This window comes from Nocardia abscessus (assembly GCF_015477775.1).
Classification (GTDB): Bacteria; Actinomycetota; Actinomycetes; order Mycobacteriales; family Mycobacteriaceae; genus Nocardia; species Nocardia abscessus_A.
This window is the reverse complement of record NZ_JADLQO010000008.1, coordinates 300,314-321,147: the sequence shown is the minus strand read 5'-3', so window position 1 is coordinate 321,147 and position 20,834 is coordinate 300,314. Positions and strand designations below refer to the sequence as shown.

General features: G+C 67.3%; 22 protein-coding genes and 1 pseudogene. 10 read left to right on the top strand and 13 right to left on the bottom strand.

Annotated elements, in window-relative coordinates:
• Positions 1-25 precede the first annotated feature (25 nt).
• Positions 26-355 (bottom strand): hypothetical protein, encoded by a 330-nt coding sequence (locus tag IU450_RS22110; RefSeq protein WP_195151621.1) that lies wholly within the window; start codon positions 353-355, stop codon positions 26-28.
• Between the two features lie 120 nt (positions 356-475).
• On the opposite strand from IU450_RS22110, the gene IU450_RS22105 reads away from it, so the two are divergent.
• Entirely contained in the window at positions 476-2,068 is a 1,593-nt protein-coding gene (locus tag IU450_RS22105; protein WP_195151620.1) for a hypothetical protein, read from the top strand.
• 20 nt (positions 2,069-2,088) lie between these two features.
• On the opposite strand, the gene IU450_RS22100 is transcribed toward IU450_RS22105, so the two are convergent.
• From IU450_RS22100 to IU450_RS22090, 3 genes are all read right to left on the bottom strand, one after another.
• A complete protein-coding gene (locus IU450_RS22100; protein ID WP_195151619.1) occupies positions 2,089-2,259 on the bottom strand; it encodes a hypothetical protein in 171 nt (56 codons plus the stop codon).
• 961 nt (positions 2,260-3,220) lie between these two features.
• Positions 3,221-3,412 (bottom strand): hypothetical protein, encoded by a 192-nt coding sequence (locus IU450_RS22095; protein ID WP_195151618.1) that lies wholly within the window; start codon positions 3,410-3,412, stop codon positions 3,221-3,223.
• A gap of 3 nt (positions 3,413-3,415) precedes the next feature.
• Entirely contained in the window at positions 3,416-4,375 is a 960-nt protein-coding gene (locus tag IU450_RS22090; RefSeq protein WP_195151617.1) for a hypothetical protein, read from the bottom strand.
• 586 nt (positions 4,376-4,961) lie between these two features.
• Between IU450_RS22090 and IU450_RS22085 the strand changes: the two genes are divergently transcribed.
• The gene (locus tag IU450_RS22085; RefSeq protein WP_195151616.1) at positions 4,962-5,396 is read left to right on the top strand and encodes a YybH family protein; all 435 of its coding nucleotides are present in this window, start codon (positions 4,962-4,964) and stop codon (positions 5,394-5,396) included.
• Positions 5,397-5,448: 52 nt separating this feature from the next.
• Positions 5,449-5,766, top strand: a pseudogene (locus IU450_RS39860) (transposase family protein); the annotation flags it as partial.
• Positions 5,767-5,771: 5 nt separating this feature from the next.
• Here the strand turns inward: IU450_RS39860 and IU450_RS22075 are convergent.
• Positions 5,772-5,993 (bottom strand): hypothetical protein, encoded by a 222-nt coding sequence (locus IU450_RS22075; RefSeq protein ID WP_195151662.1) that lies wholly within the window; start codon positions 5,991-5,993, stop codon positions 5,772-5,774.
• A gap of 216 nt (positions 5,994-6,209) precedes the next feature.
• Here IU450_RS22075 and IU450_RS22070 point away from each other — a divergent pair, with 216 nt between their 5' ends.
• Complete coding sequence (locus IU450_RS22070) at positions 6,210-6,554, top strand: hypothetical protein (protein ID WP_195151615.1); 345 nt, start codon at positions 6,210-6,212, stop codon at positions 6,552-6,554.
• Positions 6,555-6,637: 83 nt separating this feature from the next.
• Positions 6,638-7,498 (top strand): methyltransferase domain-containing protein, encoded by an 861-nt coding sequence (locus IU450_RS22065; RefSeq protein WP_195151614.1) that lies wholly within the window; start codon positions 6,638-6,640, stop codon positions 7,496-7,498.
• Positions 7,499-7,503: 5 nt separating this feature from the next.
• Here the strand turns inward: IU450_RS22065 and IU450_RS22060 are convergent, their stop codons facing one another.
• Together IU450_RS22060 and IU450_RS22055 are read right to left on the bottom strand one after the other, a co-directional pair.
• Positions 7,504-7,845 (bottom strand): hypothetical protein, encoded by a 342-nt coding sequence (locus IU450_RS22060; RefSeq protein WP_195151613.1) that lies wholly within the window; start codon positions 7,843-7,845, stop codon positions 7,504-7,506.
• A complete protein-coding gene (locus tag IU450_RS22055; RefSeq protein WP_195151612.1) occupies positions 7,842-8,219 on the bottom strand; it encodes a hypothetical protein in 378 nt (125 codons plus the stop codon). Before IU450_RS22055 ends, IU450_RS22060 begins: the two co-directional genes overlap by 4 nt.
• A gap of 231 nt (positions 8,220-8,450) precedes the next feature.
• Between IU450_RS22055 and IU450_RS22050 the strand changes: the two genes are divergently transcribed.
• Entirely contained in the window at positions 8,451-9,680 is a 1,230-nt protein-coding gene (locus tag IU450_RS22050; protein WP_195151611.1) for a helix-turn-helix domain-containing protein, read from the top strand.
• Positions 9,681-9,824: 144 nt separating this feature from the next.
• On the opposite strand, the gene IU450_RS22045 is transcribed toward IU450_RS22050, so the two are convergent.
• Both IU450_RS22045 and IU450_RS22040 read right to left on the bottom strand, forming a co-directional pair.
• Positions 9,825-10,358 carry a DUF3145 domain-containing protein gene (locus tag IU450_RS22045; RefSeq protein ID WP_195151610.1) on the bottom strand — a complete coding sequence of 178 codons (534 nt, stop codon included), beginning with the start codon at positions 10,356-10,358 and terminating at the stop codon, positions 9,825-9,827.
• Between the two features lie 95 nt (positions 10,359-10,453).
• Positions 10,454-11,287, bottom strand: coding sequence for a serine hydrolase domain-containing protein (locus IU450_RS22040; protein ID WP_195151609.1), 834 nt, complete (start codon positions 11,285-11,287; stop codon positions 10,454-10,456).
• A 42-nt stretch (positions 11,288-11,329) separates the two neighbouring features.
• Here IU450_RS22040 and IU450_RS22035 point away from each other — a divergent pair, with 42 nt between their 5' ends.
• Positions 11,330-12,523 (top strand): serine hydrolase domain-containing protein, encoded by a 1,194-nt coding sequence (locus tag IU450_RS22035; protein WP_195151608.1) that lies wholly within the window; start codon positions 11,330-11,332, stop codon positions 12,521-12,523.
• Positions 12,524-12,591: 68 nt separating this feature from the next.
• Complete coding sequence (locus IU450_RS22030) at positions 12,592-12,939, top strand: iron chaperone (RefSeq protein ID WP_195033242.1); 348 nt, start codon at positions 12,592-12,594, stop codon at positions 12,937-12,939.
• 6 nt (positions 12,940-12,945) lie between these two features.
• On the opposite strand, the gene IU450_RS22025 is transcribed toward IU450_RS22030, so the two are convergent.
• From IU450_RS22025 to IU450_RS22015, 3 genes are all read right to left on the bottom strand, one after another.
• Complete coding sequence (locus tag IU450_RS22025; protein WP_174184011.1) at positions 12,946-14,076, bottom strand: NDMA-dependent alcohol dehydrogenase; 1,131 nt, start codon at positions 14,074-14,076, stop codon at positions 12,946-12,948.
• A gap of 143 nt (positions 14,077-14,219) precedes the next feature.
• Positions 14,220-14,750 (bottom strand): DinB family protein, encoded by a 531-nt coding sequence (locus IU450_RS22020; protein WP_195151607.1) that lies wholly within the window; start codon positions 14,748-14,750, stop codon positions 14,220-14,222.
• 73 nt (positions 14,751-14,823) lie between these two features.
• Positions 14,824-15,879: a phosphotransferase family protein gene (locus IU450_RS22015; RefSeq protein ID WP_416382893.1), complete on the bottom strand. Its 1,056-nt coding sequence runs from the start codon at positions 15,877-15,879 to the stop codon at positions 14,824-14,826.
• 89 nt (positions 15,880-15,968) lie between these two features.
• Between IU450_RS22015 and pabB the strand changes: the two genes are divergently transcribed.
• Positions 15,969-18,218: an aminodeoxychorismate synthase component I gene (gene pabB, locus IU450_RS22010; protein WP_195151605.1), complete on the top strand. Its 2,250-nt coding sequence runs from the start codon at positions 15,969-15,971 to the stop codon at positions 18,216-18,218.
• Between the two features lie 12 nt (positions 18,219-18,230).
• Here the strand turns inward: pabB and IU450_RS22005 are convergent, their stop codons facing one another.
• A complete protein-coding gene (locus IU450_RS22005) occupies positions 18,231-18,728 on the bottom strand; it encodes a hypothetical protein (RefSeq protein ID WP_195151604.1) in 498 nt (165 codons plus the stop codon).
• Between the two features lie 84 nt (positions 18,729-18,812).
• Between IU450_RS22005 and IU450_RS22000 the strand changes: the two genes are divergently transcribed.
• Positions 18,813-20,834 carry a TerD family protein gene (locus tag IU450_RS22000; protein ID WP_195151603.1) on the top strand — a complete coding sequence of 674 codons (2,022 nt, stop codon included), beginning with the start codon at positions 18,813-18,815 and terminating at the stop codon, positions 20,832-20,834.

Below are 20,834 nucleotides of genomic sequence, written 5' to 3'. Positions count from 1 at the left end.
CCGCCGATCGACTTACCGGATCAGATCACCCCCGAATCTTCCTCCTACTGCACACCGGGCAGTTCGGCATCAACGGCTGCAGCACCCCGGCGCCGGGGAGCTGCAGCCCCCTGGTTTCGTGTGCCAGCAATATCGCGGCGGCCGACGCCGCGAAGAGGACCGCCGGATCCCGGGACTTCAGCGGCCGGCAAGAGACCGCGGGCTCCACGTGGGCAGTTTGCGTGCTTTCGCATACCTGCAGTCGATCGGAGCTGTTACTGATGAGCGAGAAGATGGTCATACCGCCGAGGATGGACATTCCTACGACGAACCGGACGCGGCGGATCCGGTCGGATGACCTGTCGAAGATGGACACCGAATTCCTTTCTGTTCCGTCGGCCCGTAGTGGCGAAGGCCGTGAATCGACTATGTGCGACTCACTCGCCCGAATCCGCCCCTCGCGGCGCCGCGTAGCACAAAGCGGAAGCAGGGCAGCATGGCGACGACCGAACTGACGCCCGAGCACATCGCCGATCTGCGCCAGTGGTTGCGATCCCGGCTGTCGTCCACTCGCCGCGGCAAGCCGTGCCCGGCCTGGCTCGGCAGCGGATCCGCCGAGCGGACTGCTCGGATCCGCCACACCGTGGGCGAAATTCTCGGCCGAGCCTGTGCCGCCGAGCTGATCACGCCCGCGCAGAAGGCGGTATGGGCGGCCGCCGCCCGACTTGCGGTGGACGCTCCCGGCCAGGCAGATCTCGCCGCCACGTACGGCGTCTCGACCCGCACCGTCCGGCAATGGATTGTCGATGTGGACCGAATCATCGCCAACCACTTTGCCGAGCAGCTTCTTCAGAAGCAGACACCCCCGCCGGGCGGCCACATCGACGAGAACATCGACACTGTCGTCCACTTGGCTCGCCTGTCCAGGCATCTCGCCGCCGAAGAGGCCGCGCCGGAGGAGCTCGAGGCGATCCGCTCCTTCGCTGCGGACCGGCTCGGCGGCCCCCGGGTGCGTCGCGTCGGGTCCAAGCGCTGGGTACGCAAGCGCGCCTATGACATTGTCGCCGACCGCGTGAATGTGATCAGAAGCCAGCCGCTCCGCCCGGACCGTTTCGTAGCCGATCAGGCACAGAAGAAGATGGTCGTTGTCCCCTATCGGCTTTCCACCGATCCGGACGTCGCGGTCGGTGAGCTCGCCAGGGCATGGAGTAACCGCGACCGGGAGTTCGTTCCACTGCTCGCGAACAACGCACTCGAAGTCGTGCGAAATCCGGATATACCTGCGATTCACCGACTTCAAGCTCTGGAGATCATATCCAACGCCCTCCGCGATGCCGAGAACCTTCAGGCATTCGAGAGCGCCGCGGCATGGCGTGCGCTCGCACTCCAGGTAGGCGGGCCCTCCGACTACCGCGCCTGGAAGGCCTCGAGTGTTCTGATCCACATGATGCAGATCCACGGGTACACCGACGCGGCTCGGATCGCACAACGTCGCCAAGTCGATTCGTTCGCCCGTGTCGAGTTCCCCGACGACAACGATCGAGCGATCCACGTGTACGACCGGGTGGCGCGATTGGTCGCGATCGAACTGCAACGCGACAGCTCCCGCTCGACCGAGCACGCCAAGCAAGCACTTCGGAATTTGCGCGACCTACAGTACGCGAACAACGACGGGACGGCCGAGACCGGATTCGTTGTGGACCGTCGCCGAGTCGAAGTCGCCCTTACCGAATTCCGGCAGCAAGGACGTGGGCAGGCGGTCGGAACTCACCCCCAATTCGACGAAGCCGTGTACCGAATCGAGATGGCGGCGGCGGGTATGCCACCGCATCGCACACTCGCGGCACTGGACCTGCTGCTCCTGGTCGATGTCCAGCGCAGGGACTGGGCATCCGTACGCGAACGCGTGACCACGATCCGGGCCGCCGTCTCGATCCCCGGCGCACCGGCCAATCTTGTGCATCGACTGGACACGCATTTGCGTTGGCTTGCCGATCGCGAAGTGATTCGATACGCGACGCTTCCGATCCCGCCGGACCCATATCGCGACGCGCGGTTCCTTCCGTACACGATGGCATCGCATCCCTGATCTCCGGTTGGTCGAGCAGATCAAATCAGTTGCAGCACTTCCCTGACGGCAGCCGCTGTGCGTAACGCACTGTAATCTGCCGCCCGGCGCAACCCACGCTGCGACAACTCGGCGCGCCGGCCCGAATCGTCGAGCAGATCGCCTAGGCGGTCGCACGCATCGGATAGATCGGCCGCGACATACTCCGACATGCATGACAATGTGCTCCGCGCCGGACCCGTACCCGCCCGTCCCACTCCGGTGGTCAGCGGAATAAAGAGGGACGACAGAAAGCCGATTCGCGACAGAGGGGAAGAAACGCAAAAGATCGTCTCGGGAGAACTGCGAAACCGTGACGAGCCTCGTAGCGCACGCTACGCTCAGTTCATAGAGGCGCTTTACGATTTCCCTCGGTGTGCAGCCGTCGAGCGGCAGGTCGAGAAACGCGGCGAGCTCGACGAGTTCGGCTGATCCGATGCGCTGCTCGAAGGCAGTCGCAGACGGACCATGATAGTCATCACGCATCGGGTACGCATCGTGCAGTACGCGAATTTGAGGACATCTCAGACCCGGAGGTTTATGGTACTGCGGCGCCAGGAATACGTCTATCCCATGCATGGCGGCCAGGGCAGGGAATTCGACGAACCCGCGCACAGAGATGAGAGCGGCGGAATAAGGTACTACCACGCATGACTCGGTATAACGACGGAGGTCGGCCGGATCGCCGAACAGGACCAGCTGAACTTCCGGCAAGAATTTCGCGATCGAGTCGACAAGTAGAGAAGTGAACCTGCCGACCCCGTCGAACTCGGTCCGGCGGCAATCGACTCCGAGGCGCAACTTCGGCCGAGCGGATACAGTGTGATGCAAGGTCATCCGATGCCGATTACCTTCATTGCTCATACAACGGGCGGCGCCACGCGCCTTGCGCAGACTACTCGACCGTGAACGATTCACTGAAACGGAGAACTCCGGCAACGGCGGTGCAGGAGTATTCAATCATCCATGTCGGCTGTCGACCAAGCAGATAGCAAAGGGTTACTCACTCCAGTGCCTGGCAAGCAACATCTTGCTTCAGCCCCGGAGGCTGCTCTCCCCGTGGATCTTCAGAAGCCCGTCGCGATTCAGAGATGACAACTGGAGAACGGTCAACTGGTCGATCTCAAACCCTGGCTACAAGCTGCCCTCCCGCCCATTGTCCCTTGCCGCGGCGAGCAACCGGTCGGCGGGCGCGCCCACCCAGTACGGCGGGGTCTGCACCGGAGCGGTGTCCAGCGCGACCGTCTGCAGGCGGTCGCGCCGATCGAGATAGGTCAGCCCGGTCACATTCGCGCCGAGCACCTTGCGGAGTTGACCGAGGCGCACGAATCACTCGACATCGATCACCAGTGGTCCTGACTCCGCGATGGCGGCGAGCGAGCCGTCCGGCGCGAACGCCACGTCGTGCACGGAGTCGGTGATCGGGACGTGACAGACCCACTCGTTGTCGGCGAGGTTCCACAGGGAGACGCCGGCCTCGGTACGCAAAGCCAGCGCGGGACGGCTCCGCCATCGTCCCAGCCGCCCGCCGATGACCCGGCCCGGCGCGCCCATAATCGGATCACCGTACGGTGCGAGCATCTCGTTGTTGCCGAGATCCGCGGTCCCGGTGTAACAGCGGACCACGCTGTCGTGCTCGCGGATCACAGCCAGAGAGGGCCCCGCGGCATCGTCCAGGGCCACCAACGCGTGCTCGCAGCAGGCGCAGTCGTCCTTCGGCACAACGAACCACGCGGACGCCCCGTCCCAGGCGTACAGCCACAGCCCCCAGTTCAGCGCCCCGACGATCGGTCTCCCATACCAGCGGCCCATCCGAACGGGATCGGATCCGACGTTGGAGGTCCACTCGTGCGTCGCCCCCAGATCCCATGGTTCGCCCACCGGCTGCCCGGTCACCAGGTCGAAAACCGAGATCCACAGATGATCGAAGGCGTCGCTGTAGTGCGCTACCGCCACGACGGGGCGTGCGTCCAGTACGCCGACCGAGAAGTCGTCCGCAAGACCCTCGCGAAAAATCCAATGAGAGCGGCCATCCCGTCCGTCCGCGCCGAAATTCCGGCAGAGCACGCCATGGAAGGTGTTGAGCACCGCGAATATGTCTCCGCTCCAGTGCGTCAACTCGATCCGGGGTGTGTCGATGCGGGATCTGAACATGACCGGGTTCGCGATCCTCGTACCATCACCTGCGTCGTACACGAAGGCGTTGTCGCTTTTCAGCAGGCCTGCCACCGCCGTCGTCCACTGCTCGCTGACCAGCAGCCGAGCCGGCGTACCCGGAAGAACAGCCACCGCGCCGTACTCCACACACAGGGGATCGTCCGGCGTGGGGCAGTATCCGCCGCTCCATCGAATCCTCCAACGCTCTCGCCGCGGCACCGTCCCAAGTGCCGCGCGAAAGGCTTCGAAGACGGCCATCCGCACGGCGCGGCACCCGCGCGAAACGGAGCCCACGACCATCGAGAACACGTCATCCACCTCCTTGCGAGTGAGCCTCGCATGACAACTTCGCCGTACCACAGCGATCTTGCGGTCCAAGCGCGTGTAATCCGACGCCACCCGAACCGTGGCGAATGAGAACTCCTCTACGAAGTGTCGCGGATACGAACCTCGCAGGTGCATCAGGGGGGAAGGCGATGACTGAGCCGCGTCGCGGTTGCCCTTCCCCACCATCGTGACCAAAAATGATATAGCTCACTTCGATTGCGCATGCACCCGCGTGGCGCTGGGTTACTTACCTACCGGTATGTAACCCAGCGGAATGTGCGTACTTGGCAGCGCCGATCCCCGGTAAGACACTACGAAGGGCGGCATCCTGCCGTCGCAGTGCCTGTGCGCCACCTGCGCCACGCTGCAGTACCGACCGACAGGGGCCGAAATGATCAGCAGCCGAGACGAAGCAGCGATCCGCCACATCATCGACGAGTGGGTCCAGGCATTCCGCGAGAAGTCGGTGGCTCGTATCGTCGCAACCCACGCCGAAGATATCGTTTCCTTCGACATCCTGCCGCCGCTTCGCTATATCGGCATCGAAAGTTACCTCGAACCCTGGCACGACACCTTTGCCGCGTTCGACGGTCCGATCGACCAAGAGATCCACGATCTGAATATCGCGATCGGGGGCGACGTGGCGTTCAGCCACTCCCTCAACCGTATGACCGGAAACTACAACGACGGCCGAGCAGCCGACTTCTGGTTCCGCTCCACCACCTGCTACCGCAAGATCGACGGCCGATGGCTCGTCGTCCACCACCACACCTCGGCCCCCACGGATTTCGACACCGGATCAGCCGTGCTCGATCTCATCCCGTAAGCGGCAGCGGCGGCGGGTAGAACCACCGGTTCGTGGGTGTTGTCAATGTCCTGTGGGCGCGGTGTTTTCGGGTTTGTACCCGTTGATAGTCGAGGATGCGGTGGTGGAGTCGGGTCGAGTCGTGGTTCGGGCGAGGGCTTCGGATTCTGCCACCGCCTGCCCTGGCTTCGGCGCGTGGTCGGCCAGTGTCCACGGGTATCACGATCGGACGGTGACCGACCTGCCGTTGGACGGCCGACCAGTGGTCGTCCGTGTGCGTGTCCGCCGTCTGCGGTGCCCGACCCCGTCGTGCCGGAAAACCTTCCGTGAACAGGTTCCCGGTGTCCTGGAACGCTATCAGCGACGCACCACATGGCTGACCGCTCAGCTGCTGCCTCAGAAGAAATGGCACTGGTCCGGTGGGAGGACACGGACCAAGCACAAACCGACGATGCCGAAGAACAATACGCTGGCGATCGCGCCCCGTACCGAGTCGACAACTCCCGGGGGCAGATCCACCGCCGAGGCAACCGGCTCGGCGGTTATTTCGGCGGCTGCCGTGGCAGGCACAGCCGTCGCGACAGTCAATGCGATCGCGGTGGCGGCGATGACGCGCATACCCGCATGCTTCATGGTCGACTCCTTGCTATCGGCCCCGACCGTGTGACGACAGTACGTCCGCCGATGAGCAGACGGCAGCCGCCAATTCTGGTGGGACGGGCTCTGCCGACGGCTACCGGCAATTTCACTCGGAAAGTGTGAGCCGCGTGGCGCGGTCTCGATGGCAGCCTGGTCTCGTCATCGGCAAGCCGAATGCGACTCCGAGGAGGGCGAATGACCGGAACTGGTATGGCGGTCAAGAAGAAGACCATCTCCATGGCGCCGACGGAGCGCAAGCCCGTCGACCACAGCTCGCCCGGCTGGTACAAGCTCCACAACGACACCAACGGGCAGGTGTCGGTCTTCCGGCAGGAATGGGACGTTCCGAAACAGCTCTTCGATCTGGCCCCGGGTGCCACCAGCGACCAGTACGAGGCCGGACACGAGATCTACATCCTGTTCTCGGGTTCGGGCGAGTCGACGATAGTCGACTTCGACTCGCAAGATCAGTACAACATCCACTACCACGTCAGCGGGTACACCACCGGGAACGAAGTGAACACCGTGAGTTCCTTCTGACCGGCCCCGCAGCTCGAACCGGAGCTGCGATCCAGCTTGTCGGACCGCCTCTCGCCGCCGAGTGCGGCGACTACTGTCGGGGCATGCCGACGGAAAACGTGACGCCCCCTCCCGCACCGTCGTTCCACACGGATGCGATATCCGCCGAGCGGTCCGGCGAGACCGCCGACGACCCGATGGCCCTGCTGGTTGCCATCCTGGATCTTCAGGCAGCGCTGCCGGGCATTCGGCGGATGCGGCAATGGGGGCATGACGCTCTCGCGGTCGGGCCGGGTGAGCGAGCGCTGGATATCGGTGCGGGGACCGGGTCCGAGGTGCTCGAATTCGCCGAGCGCGTCGGACCGGACGGCGAGGCGGTCGGCGTCGATCCGAATCCCGCGATGCTCGCCGTCGCCGGAGCGCGAGCCGAGGCCGCCGGGGTGCACGTCCGTTTCGTGGAAGGCACCACCTACCGCCTGCCCTTCCCGGACGATTCCTTCGACGCGGTCCGTTGCGAACGCGTCTACCAGCACTTGGACGACCCGGCCGCCGCCACCGCCGAGATCGCGCGGGTCCTGCGGCCGGGTGGGCGCGTGCTGCTCATCGACAGCGACTGGCACACCGCGATCGCCCACCCGGGCGACGACGACGTGATCGCCCGCCTCAGCACGTCGATGCTCGCGACCACCCCGAACCCCAAATCGGGCCGACGCCTGCGCGGCCTGCTCACCGCCGCCGGTTTCGCGATCGACGACATCGGATCGGAGGCGGTGATCTGGGACCCGGAAACCATCCGCCCGCTCTTCGCCCAGATGACCGAGCGCGCCCGCTCCGACGGCGCGATCACCGAGCAGGAACGTGACGATCTGTCCACCGCCATGGAAGCCGGGATCGCCCGAGGCGACTACCACCTCTCGGTCACCATGTTCGCCGTTCTCGGCCATCTCGTGCCGGGCACGGACTGACCCCCTCAGGCTCTGCCGTGGGGGCGACCGGCATCCGGGCGGATGCGCCCCGCTTCCACCAGCGCCTGCCAGGCGACCGTCTTTCGCGGACACTCACCGACCCGGCAGGCGCGGTGGCGCTGCATGGTCATCTGCGCCTCGCGCACACCCATCGCTTCGTCGGGCGCGTCATGCGGGTAACCCATCGGCCAGACGGCTGTGTCCATGTCGGTCCGCTCCCGTCGAACTCGTCGAGTGATCTCCTCCACGCTTCGGCCCTCCGGCAGCCGAACAGGCCACAGCCACAACGCGACACCGATCAGCGAGGTGAGCAGAGCCGCGCCGATGAGCAGTTGCCACCCGGTCACGGCAACCTCCGATACGGGTGGTCGGTTGGAAGCAGCGACGGCCACCGATACCCACGCGGATACGTCTGCTCGGGGGTGACCAGGTCGCATAGTTCGGTGACCGCACGGGCGAACGGCTCAACATGAGCCAGACTCGGCACGATCACCGCGACCGCGTCGACCACCCGTATGTGCTCGACCGCCAGTAGTGCCGCAGTCCTTGCCGCCGTGGCGAAAACAACCAACTCCACCACGAAATAGCCACGCCCAGCCGCGATCTCTCGGATCAACACCTCGTCGCGTTTCTCGTGCTCGCCGGAAACCTCGCGCCGAATGAAACCCAGCGCGTTCGGCCCCAGCAATGTGACGCTTGTGCAGCCGCCTCCACCGTCCATCCCCTGTAACTCCCCTGCTCGATGCATTGGTGAGCACCCGCCGCCGGGGAATCGATTCATCGCACCACATCAACTCGACGGCGAGGCTGCGCAGGACACTAAGTGCGTCTCCGGCGCCCGCCAGGTACGGTTCGTACCCGGTATCTCCCGCGTGCGTTCTCACATTGCTCGGCGGCGGAAATTCTCCGGCTACGCTTGACTCACCGAACCAGCGGCGAGAGGGGTACAGCCGTGTACAGCTCCGAATCCAATGTCCCGGTGGGCACGCGAATCCGGCGGCACCGTGAACGAGCCGGTATGTCCCGTCCGGTCCTCGCGGGCTTGGTCGGCCGTTCCGCCGAATGGTTGAAGGCGGTGGAAACCGGGCGCATACAAAGTCCGCGCCTTCCGATGCTGTTGCGGCTCGCACGCGCGCTCGAGCTCGACGATCTGGCCGAATTGACCGGGAACGGCTATGCAGTCCCGGTGTCGGTGTTCGCAGGCGAACGACACACCGCGCTGACCGACGTGCAATCGGCGCTGACCGACTATCGCCTGTCCGATCCGAACCGATCGGCGGATACCGAACACTTGGCTTCGCGGCTCCAGCAAGCATGGCAAGTCCGTCATGCGAGCCCTGATCACCGGACGCAGCTCGGCTCACTCCTCCCCGGCCTGATCAGGGATGCGCAGAGTGCCGCAAGGCTTCCCGGTGGTGATCGCCGAGCTGCGAGACGCGTTTTGGCCGGGGTGTACCAGCTTGCAGACTTCTTCGTGGCGTATCAGCCTGCACCAGAACTGGTCTGGCTGGTAGCCGACCGCGCGCTGAACGAAGGATACGAGGCAGACGACCCCTACCTGATCGCCGGCGGTGCATGGTCGATGGTCCAGGCGCTACGGGATTCCGGCCGCTGGGAAGAGGGCATATCACTGGCGCAAAATGCATTATCGCAGCTCGCACCTTACCTCGACCGGGACGAAACCTCCGAAGACTGGCACGGCATAACTGGGGCCTTACAAGCCGAGATCGCCTACGTACACGCCCGCCGTGGCCGATACGGCGAAGCTTGGGCGTACTGGGAGTCCGCTAACCGGATCGCCGAGCGGCTCGGGCCGACCTACCGGCATGTCCATACGTCGTTCTCGCTGCCAGTTATGCAGGCACATGCGACGACTCTCGGGGTAGAACTCCGTCGAGCGGGCGAAGGGCTACGCGCAGCGCGGTCGCTCGACGCCGGACAGATAGCTTCGGTGCCACGCCGCAGCCGCCACTTCATCGAGGTGGCCCGCGCTCATTACCAGCGCGACGAGTTCGCTGCCGCCCTTGCGCTGCTGGACGAGTCGGAGCGCACGGCACCCGAAACCATCAAATACAACGGCTACGCCCGCGACATGCTGCACGCTCTGCTCCGGCGCCCACCATCGGGAATGCGCGACGACGTTCGGAATCTGTGCGACCGGGTCGGCATCACGACGCACTGAATTCGGGCGAGGCCCGCCTCCGCAGCGGGGAGCGGTGGCGATGTCCTTGCGCGGCTCGGATCGGATGGCCCCGACCTTACCGCCCATGGGGCGAAGGTCGGCAGCCGTCGATCCCGGTGGCTGTCGAAACCGGAGCGGCGCGACCTACCCCACGTCCCGGCGCAGCCAGGTGACCTCGGCGCCGGAATCGGTTCCGTAGCGGTAGATTTCGAGGTCTTCGTCCCAGGGGGTGCCCAGGGCGCGGTCGAGTTCGGCGGCTAGGTCGTAGGCGGAGTACTTGCCGAGTTCGCGGGTGGCCTGGAGCATGGCGCGCAGGCGCATCTCGCCGATCATGACGTCGCCGTTGGCGCTCGTGGAGCCGTGCCACAGACCGAGTCCGGGGACGAAGCTGTAGCGCTCGCCGTCCACGCCGTCGCTGGGGTCCTCGGTCACCTCGAAGCGCAGAACCGGCCAGGAGCGCAACGATTGGGCGATCTTCGAGGCGGTACCCACGGGGCCGATCCACTCACTGGTGGCGCGCAATTGGCCGTCGGCCGGCTGGGCGGTCCAGCGCAGCTTCGCCGGGGCGCTCAGGGCCGAGGTGAGTGCCCATTCGACATGCGGGCACAGCGCGGCAGGCGACGAGTGGATGTAGACCACACCCGCCGTCGCGTCCGCGAACTGACTCGATGCGCGCACCACCAACACCTCCAGCTTCGACGAGGAACGTCTTCCCCAACGATTCGTCGAACTGGCGTTGCCCGAGTGTACTGGAGTGCCCGAAGTTACACGTGTTACTTCGCAACCGTGTTGCGCGTGGCGGTCACCTCCGCGATAACGGCATCGCTCAGTGGTGGCCAGGCCGCGCGCGCCCAGTCGCCGAAATTCTCGTCGCTCAGGGCGAGACACGCCAACCCCGCTTTCGGGTCAACCCATAAAAATGTCCCGGATTGGCCGAAATGTCCATAGGTTTGTGGCGAATTCGTGCCACCGGTCCAGTGCGGCGTTTTACTGCCGCGGATCTCGAAGCCCAGCCCCCAGTCGTTGGGACGCTGCGAACCATAGCCGGGCAGCACGCCGTTCACGCCGGGGAACTGCACCGACGTGGCCTCCGCGTGCGTTTGCGCCGAGATCAACCGCGGATGCAGCAATTCGGCGGCGAAGCGGGCGAGATCCGCCGCGCTGGAGCGTCCCGCGTGCCCGGCCGGGCCGGCCAGCACCGAATCCGTCATGCCCAGCGGCCGGAACACCGCGTCGCGCAGGTACTCGTCGAACGCGATCCCGGTCTGCTCGGCGACGAACGCGGCGAGCACCTCGAAGCCCGCGCTGGAGTAGATCCGCTTGGCGCCGGGCCGCGCCTGCACGTCGGTGGTGTCGAAGGCGAGCCCGGAGGTGTGCGCCAGCAGATGGCGCACCGTCGCGCCGGGCGGGCCCGCGGGCTGGTCGAGTTCGACCGCGCCCTCCTCCACCGCTACCAGCACGGCGTAGGCCACCAGCGGCTTGGTCACCGACGCGAGCGGGAACACCCGCTCGACAGAACCTTCGCTCGCGGTATCACCGTCGGCGGTGACCACCGCGGACGCCGCGTGCCGTACCGGCCATTCCCGAATCTGCTCGAGTGAACGCACCCTGCGAGCCTACGAGAACCGCGTGACTACCATCGACTCACCATGAGTGAAAAGCCCACTGTTCACGGTGACGTCGCGTCCGGTTTCGGACCGGTCGCCGACGCCTTCCGCCGCAACTTCGAGCGCCACGGGGAAATCGGCGCCGCCGTAGCGGTCTACGCGGGCGAGCGCCCGGTCGTGGATCTGTGGGCCGGCTTCCGTGATCGCAAGCGCACGCTGCCGTGGGAGCAAAACACGATCGTGCCGGTGTTCTCCTCCACCAAGGGCATGGCGGCGTTCACCGTCGCCGCCGTGGTCGCCAAGGGACTGCTCGACTACGAGCAGCCGGTGGCGAAGTACTGGCCGGAGTTCGCCGCGCACGGCAAGGACACGGTCACCGTGCGCCAGCTGATCGACCACCAGGCGGGGTTGTCCGGCCTCGGCGAGACCGTGCGCCTGTCGCAGATCGCCGACCTGGACGGCCTCGCGCGCATTCTCGCCGAGCAGAAACCCGCCTGGCGTCCCGGCACCAGGCACGGCTATCACGCGATCACCCTGGGCCTGTATCAAGGCGAACTGCTGCGCCGAGTCGATCCGAACGGCCGCACGCTCGGGCGGATCTTCGCCGAAGACATCGCCGGACCGCTCGGTGCGGATTTCTTCATCGGTCTGCCCGCCGAGCAGAGCATGGACCGCATCGCCACCATGTCGGCGACACGCGGCGCGGACGTGCTGCGCTACGAGCGCGATCTCCCCCTGCGCATCGGCGCCGAGATCTACGCCAAACGGGGGTTGTCCTACGCGGCACTGACCAACCCGCGCTGCGGAGCGCCTGCGCGGGCGACCCGCCGCGAGTTCCTCGAAGTGGAACTGCCGGGATCCAACGGGGTGGGCAACGCCCGCGCGCTGGCCAAGGTCTACGGCGCGGCCGCCGGGCGCACCGGCGCGCTGCCGATCGATGACGCGCTGCTGGACCGGCTCGCTGCGGCCGAGACCGCCGACGACGTCCCCGCCGACGACCTGGTGCTGCACACCAGGAGCCGCTACCACCTGGGCTTCCGCAAGTCGCGCGGCTCGTTCCGCTTCGGCTCGGACAAACGCGCGTACGGCACCACGGGACTCGGCGGCTCGTTCGGCTTCGCCGACCCCGCAACGGGTCTGGGTTTCGGTTACACGATGAACCGGCTCGGCCTCGCGGTCCTCGACGACGTGCGCAGCCGCAACCTGCGCGACGCCCTCTTGCGCTGCGAGATCTGAGCACCCCGGTTCCGTAGACTGGCCACGCTCGAACAGCGGTAGCCGATCCCGGAACCGAGGAGGCCCTGGTGGCGGAGCATCCCGAGAACATCGACGCGTATCTGGCCGGTTTCCCGGACGACGTGCGCGAGATCCTGAGCGGGATCCGCGCCGCCATCCGGCGTGCGCTGCCCGACGCCACCGAGGCGATCAGCTACGACATCCCCACCTTCAAGCTGCACGGCCGCAATGTCGTGCACTTCGCGGGCTGGAAGCAGCATGTCAGCCTCTACCCGATCCCGGACGGCGATCCGGCGTTGGAACGCGAACTCGAGCCGTACCGGGCGGGCAAGGGAACGCTGCGGTTCCGGCTCGGCGAACCGGTGCCGTACGAGCTGATCGCACGGATCGCCACCGCGCTCGCCGAGCGACGCTGAGGCGGTCTACCAGTCCGCTTCGGTGTACTTGATGATGCCGCGGATGTTCTTGCCGTCCAGCATGTCCTGGTAGCCCTGGTTGATCTCCTCCAGGGAGTAGCTGCGGGTGACCATGTCGTCCAGGTTCAGCTGGCCCGCCTTGTACAGCGCGAGCAGGCGCGGCGCGTCCTGGCGGGCGTTGCCACCGCCGAAGATGCAGCCCTTCACCGTCTTCTGCAGCATCGACAGCAGGAAGCTGTTCAGCTTGACGTCGTTCTCGTCCATCCGGCCCATCGAGGTGACCACCAGGGTGCCCGCCTTGGAGGTGAGGATCAGGCCCTCTTCGATGTACTCGCCGTGCATCTCACCCATGGTCAGGATGACCTTCTCGGCCATCCGGCCCTCGGTGGCCTCCATCAGCGGCATGATCGCGGCGGCCATGCTCTCGTAGGTGTGCGTGGCGCCGAACTTCTGCGCCTGTTCGCGCTTCCACGGGTTCGGGTCGATGGCCACCACTTTCGAGGCGCCCGACAGCACCGCGCCCTGCAGCGCGCTCATGCCGACGCCGCCGATGCCCGCGATCACCACGGTTTCGCCCGGGGACACCTGGGCGACGTGCGTGGAGGAGCCGAAGCCGGTGGGCACGCCGCAGCCGACCAGGCAGGCGACCTCGAACGGAATGCTCGGATCGATCTTGACCACCGAGGTGTGGTGCACCGTCATGTACGGCGCGAACGTGCCCAGCAGGCACATCGGGATGACGTTCTCGCCGCGAGCCTGGATGCGGTAGGTGCCGTCGCTGATGGCCTGCCCCATCAGCAGGCCCGCGCCCAGGTCGCACAGCGCCATGTGTCCTGCCACGCAAGCCGGACAGCGGCCGCAGGCGGGGATGAACGACAGGATCACGTGGTCGCCGACCTGGAGATCGGCCGGGCAGTTCGGGCCGAGCTTGGTGATCACGCCGGCGCCCTCGTGCCCGCCCATGACGGGGAACGACGGCATCGGGGTCGCACCGGTCACGATGTGATGGTCGGAGTGGCACATACCGGCGGTTTCCATCCGGATCTGCACCTCGCCTGCGACCGGGTCACCGACCTCGATCTCCTCCACCGACCACGGCTGGTCGATCCCCCACAGGATCGCGCCCTTCGTCTTCATTCCTGTCGACCCTCTCGCATGCACGTGCTTATATGTGACTGCACCCACAGTACGAGAAAAATGTAACGCGTTCTAGTGCCGGTCGAAAAATTCGTCGGTATAGCGTGACCTTCGATCCGAACGCGTTACAGTTCTGCGACGAGTCAGCCCCGGACGTCGTGCACGTGGTGCACCAGATCGTGCACGAAGTACCGCGCGAACGACTCCACCGTGAACAGTGCTCCGTCGCTGCGCGCGCCGCGCAGACCACGTCGCTCGGGCGGCACCGAGGCGAAGGAGCGCGCCACCCGCTCGGCGGCCTCGTCCAGTTCCGCGGCCACCCGGGCCGGGTCCTGCTCGTTGTAGCGGTCGGCGACCGCGGTCTCGTCCTGATCCCAATTCGCGAAACGCGGCGGCTCACCCTCGGGGGTACCGGCCAGCATCAGGCCGAGGCGCGTGTCGAACAGGCGGCACACGTCGCGTACGTGCGCGCCGTATTCCAGGGCGGACCACGTCGATTCATCCGGACGCGCGCGGACGCCCGGGCGGTCGAGCACCGCGGCGAAGCGGTCGGCCGCATCCCGGGTCAGCGCGGGGACGGATTCGTAGGCGGTCGCGGCGGCGTCGAAACCACATTCCGGACACGGGCGCTCGAGCACCCAGGTCCAGTCTTTGACATCGGGAACGATCGGCATGCGCTCAACCTAAGCGCGGCGGGATGACACCTTCCACCGATATCCGGTCACCTGTCGGCAACATCCCGACAGGTCACTCCATCAGCCGCTGCGCCCGCTCGAAGAGTTCCAGCGTGATCGCGTGCAGGAAGTCGCCGACCTGCTTGGGGGCCTTACCCGCGAAGGCGCGGGCATGCGTGCCCTCCAGGACGATGCCGAGCTTGAAGCAGGCCAGCACGGTGTACCAGGGCATCGCGCTCAGGTCGCGCTCGGAGAACTGCCCGTAGTGCGCGATCATCTCCTCGGCCGTCGGCAGCCCGCCGACCGCGCCGAGCTTGCCCACCAACGCCGCGCCGGTGGTGCCCGGCTCCGGGCGGGTGGCGATCTGCCAGCCCAGATCCAGCAGCGGATCGCCGATGGTGGACATCTCCCAGTCGACCATCGCCGCCACCTGCGGACCGTCGAAGGAGAACATCACGTTCGCCAGGTGGCAGTCGCCGTGCAGGATGCCCGGGGTCCACTGGGCGGGACGGTTGCGCTCCAGCCACTCCCCGACCGCCGCGACACCGGGGATCTCCGGACCGGGGTAGCCCTCGTTGGCCGAATAGGACTCGAGCTCACCGAGCCAGCGCGGCACCTGACGCTCCAGGAAGCCCTCCGGCTTGCCGTAGTCGGCCAGCCCGAGCGCCTGATAGTCCAGCGCGCCGAGCCGCGCGATGGCCTCTACCGCGGAAAGACCCATCTGCCTGCGGATCTCCGGATCGCCCGCGTGCAGTTCGGGCAGTTCGTTCTGCGGATTGAAACCGTGGATCGGCTCCATCAGGTAGAAAACCGCGCCGAGCACCGACTCGTCGGTGCAGGCCGCGATCACCCGGGGCGCGCGGACCTGGGCGCCGCCGAGCGCGCCGAGCAGCCGGGCCTCGCGCCGGATCACGTCGTTGCTCTTCGCGCGCAGATGCTTCGGCCCGCGGCGCAGCACGTACATCCGGCCGCCTCGGCCGAAGCGGAGCATGATGTTCTGCGTTCCGCCGCCCAGCGCGGTCACGTCCTCGAACTCGCCGGAGGGCAGACCCTGCTCATCCATCCACTTTCCGACGACGGCGAAGTCGACGACCGCGGGATCCACATCGACCGGTTGCGCAACAGACATGCCCCACATTGTGCACCACCGGCCGACCCGAACTGAAGGCAGACGACAACAGTTAGCTCCGACCGGCGCGGCGTAGGGTTTCCAGAACCATGCACACGCTGTTGATCGACAATTACGACTCGTTCACCTACAACCTGTATCAGCTGATCAGCGAGGTGAACGGCGTCGAGCCGACGGTCGTGCGCAACGACGAGGCGCGCACGGTCGCCGAACTCGATCCGTCGCGCTTCGACAACGTCGTCGTGTCGCCCGGCCCCGGGCGGCCGGACGTGGCGCGCGACGTGGGAATCTCCGCGGCGGTGATCCGCGAGTGCGACCTGCCGCTGCTCGGGGTGTGCCTGGGCCATCAGGGCATCGTGGTCGCGGCGGGCGGCGTTGTCGCGGAGGCGCCCGCCGCCAGGCACGGGTATCTCGATCGGATCGAGCACGACGAGCGCGACCTGTTCGCCGGTATCCCGCAGGGCTTCACCGCCGTGCGCTACCACTCGCTGTGCGCGCTGCGGCCGCTGCCGGACGAATTGGAGGTCACGGCGCGGTCCGGCGACGGCGTGATCATGGGCGTGCGGCACCGCACGCGACCCCAGTGGGGCGTGCAATTCCACCCGGAATCCATCGCGGGCGAATTCGGCAGGGCATTGCTGCGCAACTTCGCGAAACTCACCGCCACGCACGGCAGCCGGCGGGCTTTCGCCCCGCGCAGCCGGTCGTTCGGCATCGAGCGCGAGGCCGACGCGGTGCCCGTCGCCAGCGGATCGCCGCTTCCCCCGGCCCGCCCCGAGGCACCGACCGGCACCCACGTGCCGCTCGCGCCCGAGCAGTTCCCCGCCGCGGCGGTCGAACTGGAGCGCCCTGCCGAATCCTCCGCCGCACGCACGGATCCGGTGCGCACCGATCTCCCGGTGGCGCGGACCTTCCGCCTCCAGCGGGCCGTCATCGAACGGCCGATCGACACCGAGAGCGCGTTCGTGCAGTTGTACGGCAACTCCCCCACGGCGTTCTGGCTGGACAGCGAGCACGTCGAACCCGGGGCGGACCGGTTCTCCTTCCTCGGGGACGCGAGCGGTCCCCTGGCCGAGGTGTTGCGCTACCGCGTGGGCGACGGCGAGGTGACGGTGGAGTCCTCCGACGGGCACCGGCGCACCGCACCGGGCGGCATCCTCGAGTTCCTGTCCGCCGAACTGCGCACGCGCAGCCTGGAACTGCCCGATCTGCCCTTCGATTTCGCCGGAGGCTACGTCGGCTACCTCGGCTACGAGGTCAAAGCCGATTGCGGCGGCAACGCGGTGCACCGCGCGCCCACCCCGGACGCGCAGTGGATCTTCGCCGACCGGATGGTGGTGGTCGACCATGTCGGCGGGCGGACGCACCTACTCGCGCTGAGCGACGACCTGGCCACCGCCCGATCCGGCGCCGACTGGTTGCGCGACACCCGCGAAATCCTGGACGCCCTTCCCACCTGGTCGAATCCGCCGACGCTCGAGGTGCCGCAGGACAGCGACGCCGTCGCGCCGCTGCTCACCCGTGGCCGGGAGCGCTATCTCGCCGATATCGCGGTATGCCGGCAGCGGCTGCACGCGGGAGAGTCCTACGAGATCTGCCTGACCGACAGCGCCACGATCCCCGCCGCCGCGGCCGACGGCCTCGACTTCTACCGCACGCTGCGCCGGTGCAACCCCGCCCCGTACGCCGCCTACCTGCGCTTCGACGACCTCGACATCGCCTGTTCGTCGCCGGAGCGGTTCCTCAAGGTCGACCGCCGCCGCATCGTGGAGAGCAAACCGATCAAGGGCACCGCGCCGCGCGGCGCGACACCCGAGCAGGACGAGCGCCTGCGCCGTGAGCTGGCCGACAGCCCGAAGACCAGGGCGGAAAACCTCATGATCGTCGACCTGCTGCGCAACGATCTCGGCCGGGTGTGCGAGATCGGCAGCGTGTACGTGCCCAAGCTGATGGCCACCGAGCAGTACGCGACGGTGCATCAACTGGTGTCGACTGTGCGCGGCAGGTTACGCCCGGAGGTCGGCGTGGTCGATTGCCTGCGCGCGTGTTTCCCCGGCGGCTCGATGACCGGCGCGCCGAAGCTGCGCACCATGGAGATCATCGATGCGCTGGAAACAGAAGCGCGCGGTGTCTATTCGGGCACCATCGGCTACCTCGGCCTCGGTGGCACGGCGGATCTCAACATCGTGATCCGCACAGCCGTCCGCTACGGCGGACGCTGGCGGATCGGGGCGGGCGGCGCCATCGTGCTCGACTCGGATCCCGCCGAGGAGTACCACGAGGTCCTGCTCAAGGCCGCCGCCACGTTGCGCGCCGCCGCCGACCACGCGCACCGCTGAGCGCGAACCCGGCTAGGTGCGGCGCCTGGTGGACTTCCGCCGCGGTGGCTCGGCGGCGGGTTGTTCCGGCGCGCTCAGACCGGTCAGCTTGCCGAGCAGGGCGACGCCGGGCACCTTCGCCAATCGTCCGAGCACGTCCTCGCCGAGCGAGATCATCGCTTCCAGCCTGGGCAGCAGCCGGTCGTAGGCCGCGAACGCCGGATCGGCCAGGGCCAGGGTGCGATCGAGTCGATCGATGGTGGAGTTGAGCCGCTCGATCGCGTTCGAAAGGTTCTCCACCAGGTCGGGCAGTTGCGCGGCCAGCTGGGCCGACGCGGGCGGCAGCCGCACCGCCGCGTCGAACGCCGACGTCGCGGTCAACTGGGCGGCTTCCAGCGCTTGCCCCGCGGCCGTCTGCGCCGCTTCGACCGCGGCCTGCGCGGCGGTCAGCACGTCGGCGGGGCCGGGCACCCGCCCACCGGGCAACTTCGGGGTCGGGGGCTTACGACCCGGGCGTTTCGGGTTCGTCATGAGAACACTGTGCCGCACGCCCCGCCGAAGGACGTCCCCTCGCGAGTTCGGCGTGTCGGAGGGTCGTGGCATAGTTCGAGCACAATGAATCTCAGCAAGGGCGCGAACGCAGCGGTACCGACATCTCTTCTAGCCGTGGTTGTTTCATGGCGATCGGAGCACTCGGTGGACGCGCACGCCTTGCTGCTGGACGCGTCGGGCTCGGTTCGGTCCGACCGCGACCTCGTGTTCTACAACGCACCGCGGCACGTCTCCCAGGCGGTCACCCTCGACCAGGAACCGGCGCCGGGGACCGCGCGGCTGAGCGTGTCGCTGCCGCGCACCGAAGCGGACGTCGATCGCATCGTCGTCTCCGGCTCGGTCGACGGGGGCACCTTCGGCGACATCCACGGACTGACCGTCGCCGTGCACTCCGTCGACGGAGCGGTCGTGACGTTCGAGATCGAGGACGCGGACGCGGTGCCCGCATTGATGTTCGGCGAGTTCTACCGCCGCGACGGGCAGTGGCGGTTCCGCGCCATCGGCCAGGGTTGGTCCAGCGGACTGGCCGGGTTGATCAGCGAGTTCGGCGTCCATGTCGACGATCCCTCGGCGCCCGCCCGCACCACGCATCCCACCAACCCTTTCCGGGTGCACCGATCGGCCGCGGCGGCACCTGCGCAGGAACGACTTCCGGCCCGATCCACAGCCGGGACCGAGTCCGGTCTCGACTCGGCCGAACGGCTCGACCACCACATCCCGCACGGGTCGTTCCAGGCTCGCAGGAACGGGGATCACGCCGCGGCCGATCGGACGGACGCACCGAACGGCGCCGCCGAACACGGTCCGGTGCAACGCATCGGCGAGCATCACCGCCAGGCCGAGAACTCACCCGGGCGGTTCGAAGGGGCCGCAGCGCCGCACCCCGGCCCCGGCACACCCGTTCGGCCACGCACCGAGGTGCTCGACCGCGTGGACACCGCTCCCCTGCCGCACACCCACCGTACGGTCGACCTCAACCGGTACACCCCGGAAACCGCACCGCCGACTCCCCCGCCACCCCTGAACCCCGAACACGCGGACTGGCACCCTGATCCGGACGATCCGCAGCTCATGCGCTGGTGGGACGGCGCCGAATGGACCGAGGACCGGTATCTGCCGCACCCGACCGGCGGGCGGCACTGCGATCGGTGCGGAAACCCGCTCCGCCGCAAGCTGTTCGGCGGGCTCGCCCCGTGCCAGCGGTGTGCGCAGGAGATCGAGGAATACCTCATCCATTGGCACACGCGGGCATGGCGGGTGCTCACCGCCCATGGGCCGCGTGGTCCCGAGTGGGCGGCATTGTGGGCATCGTTGCGCTACCAGCGCATCGATACCGAAGCGGGGCGCACGGCCTTACGCGAGGTCGGCCTCAGCTATGTGGAGCGGCTGGTCACCTTCGCCTTCGCCGACGCCGAAGTCCACCACGCGGAACTGGAGCTGTTCGAGCAGGCGGTCACCGAACTCGCGCTCGGCGGTCCACTGATCGAGGACCTGCGCCGGCGGATGCATCGCGGGAACACCCTCTACCGGCTGCGCACCGGCGATCTGCCGGTCGTCCGCACGCCCGGCCTGCATCTGGACCCCGAGGAGACGGTGCACCTCGACCTGCCCGCGACGCACGTGCGCCAGCTCGCCCGCGGCCCGAAGCTCACCGAGGGCAGGCTGATCGGCAGCAACAAGAAGCTGCGATTCGTCGGCGCCGACACCGGCATCGAGATGCCGTGGTCACGCGTCGTGTCCGTGCACGCGGAGCAGGGGTTGGTGGTGGTCGCCGCCACCTCCGCGCGCGGGGGCGCGACGTTCGCCGTCGCCGATCCGGACTACGTCTCGGCCGCGCTGGAAGGCGCACTGCGCGTGGCCAAACGTCTCGTCCTCAATCCCGGCCAGCGTGACACCCGCAGCATCCCGCAGGAGGTGAAGGCGCAGGTGTGGCAGCGCGACGGCGGCCGGTGCGTCGAATGCGGCGACGGGCACTACCTGGAGTTCGACCACATCATCCCGCTCAGCCGCGGCGGTGCGACCAGCGCGGCGAACCTCCAGATCCTGTGCCGGGCGTGCAACCGCGCGAAGGGGGCTCGCATCTAG

What these genes read in the sequence shown, in the direction of transcription:
- IU450_RS22035 (WP_195151608.1), top strand. Translation starts at nt 11,330, where the DNA reads ATGAGTGAAAAGCCCACTGTTCACGGTGACGTCGCGTCCGGTTTCGGA.
- IU450_RS22015 (WP_416382893.1), bottom strand. Translation starts at nt 15,879, where the DNA reads ATGTCTGTTGCGCAACCGGTCGATGTGGATCCCGCGGTCGTCGACTTC.
- IU450_RS22085 (WP_195151616.1), top strand. Translation starts at nt 4,962, where the DNA reads ATGATCAGCAGCCGAGACGAAGCAGCGATCCGCCACATCATCGACGAG.
- IU450_RS22000 (WP_195151603.1), top strand. Translation starts at nt 18,813, where the DNA reads ATGAATCTCAGCAAGGGCGCGAACGCAGCGGTACCGACATCTCTTCTA.
- IU450_RS22005 (WP_195151604.1), bottom strand. Translation starts at nt 18,728, where the DNA reads ATGACGAACCCGAAACGCCCGGGTCGTAAGCCCCCGACCCCGAAGTTG.
- IU450_RS22075 (WP_195151662.1), bottom strand. Translation starts at nt 5,993, where the DNA reads ATGCGCGTCATCGCCGCCACCGCGATCGCATTGACTGTCGCGACGGCT.
- IU450_RS22070 (WP_195151615.1), top strand. Translation starts at nt 6,210, where the DNA reads ATGACCGGAACTGGTATGGCGGTCAAGAAGAAGACCATCTCCATGGCG.
- IU450_RS22065 (WP_195151614.1), top strand. Translation starts at nt 6,638, where the DNA reads ATGCCGACGGAAAACGTGACGCCCCCTCCCGCACCGTCGTTCCACACG.
- IU450_RS22020 (WP_195151607.1), bottom strand. Translation starts at nt 14,750, where the DNA reads ATGCCGATCGTTCCCGATGTCAAAGACTGGACCTGGGTGCTCGAGCGC.
- IU450_RS22055 (WP_195151612.1), bottom strand. Translation starts at nt 8,219, where the DNA reads ATGGACGGTGGAGGCGGCTGCACAAGCGTCACATTGCTGGGGCCGAAC.
- IU450_RS22025 (WP_174184011.1), bottom strand. Translation starts at nt 14,076, where the DNA reads ATGAAGACGAAGGGCGCGATCCTGTGGGGGATCGACCAGCCGTGGTCG.
- IU450_RS22105 (WP_195151620.1), top strand. Translation starts at nt 476, where the DNA reads ATGGCGACGACCGAACTGACGCCCGAGCACATCGCCGATCTGCGCCAG.
- pabB (WP_195151605.1), top strand. Translation starts at nt 15,969, where the DNA reads ATGCACACGCTGTTGATCGACAATTACGACTCGTTCACCTACAACCTG.
- IU450_RS22100 (WP_195151619.1), bottom strand. Translation starts at nt 2,259, where the DNA reads ATGTCGGAGTATGTCGCGGCCGATCTATCCGATGCGTGCGACCGCCTA.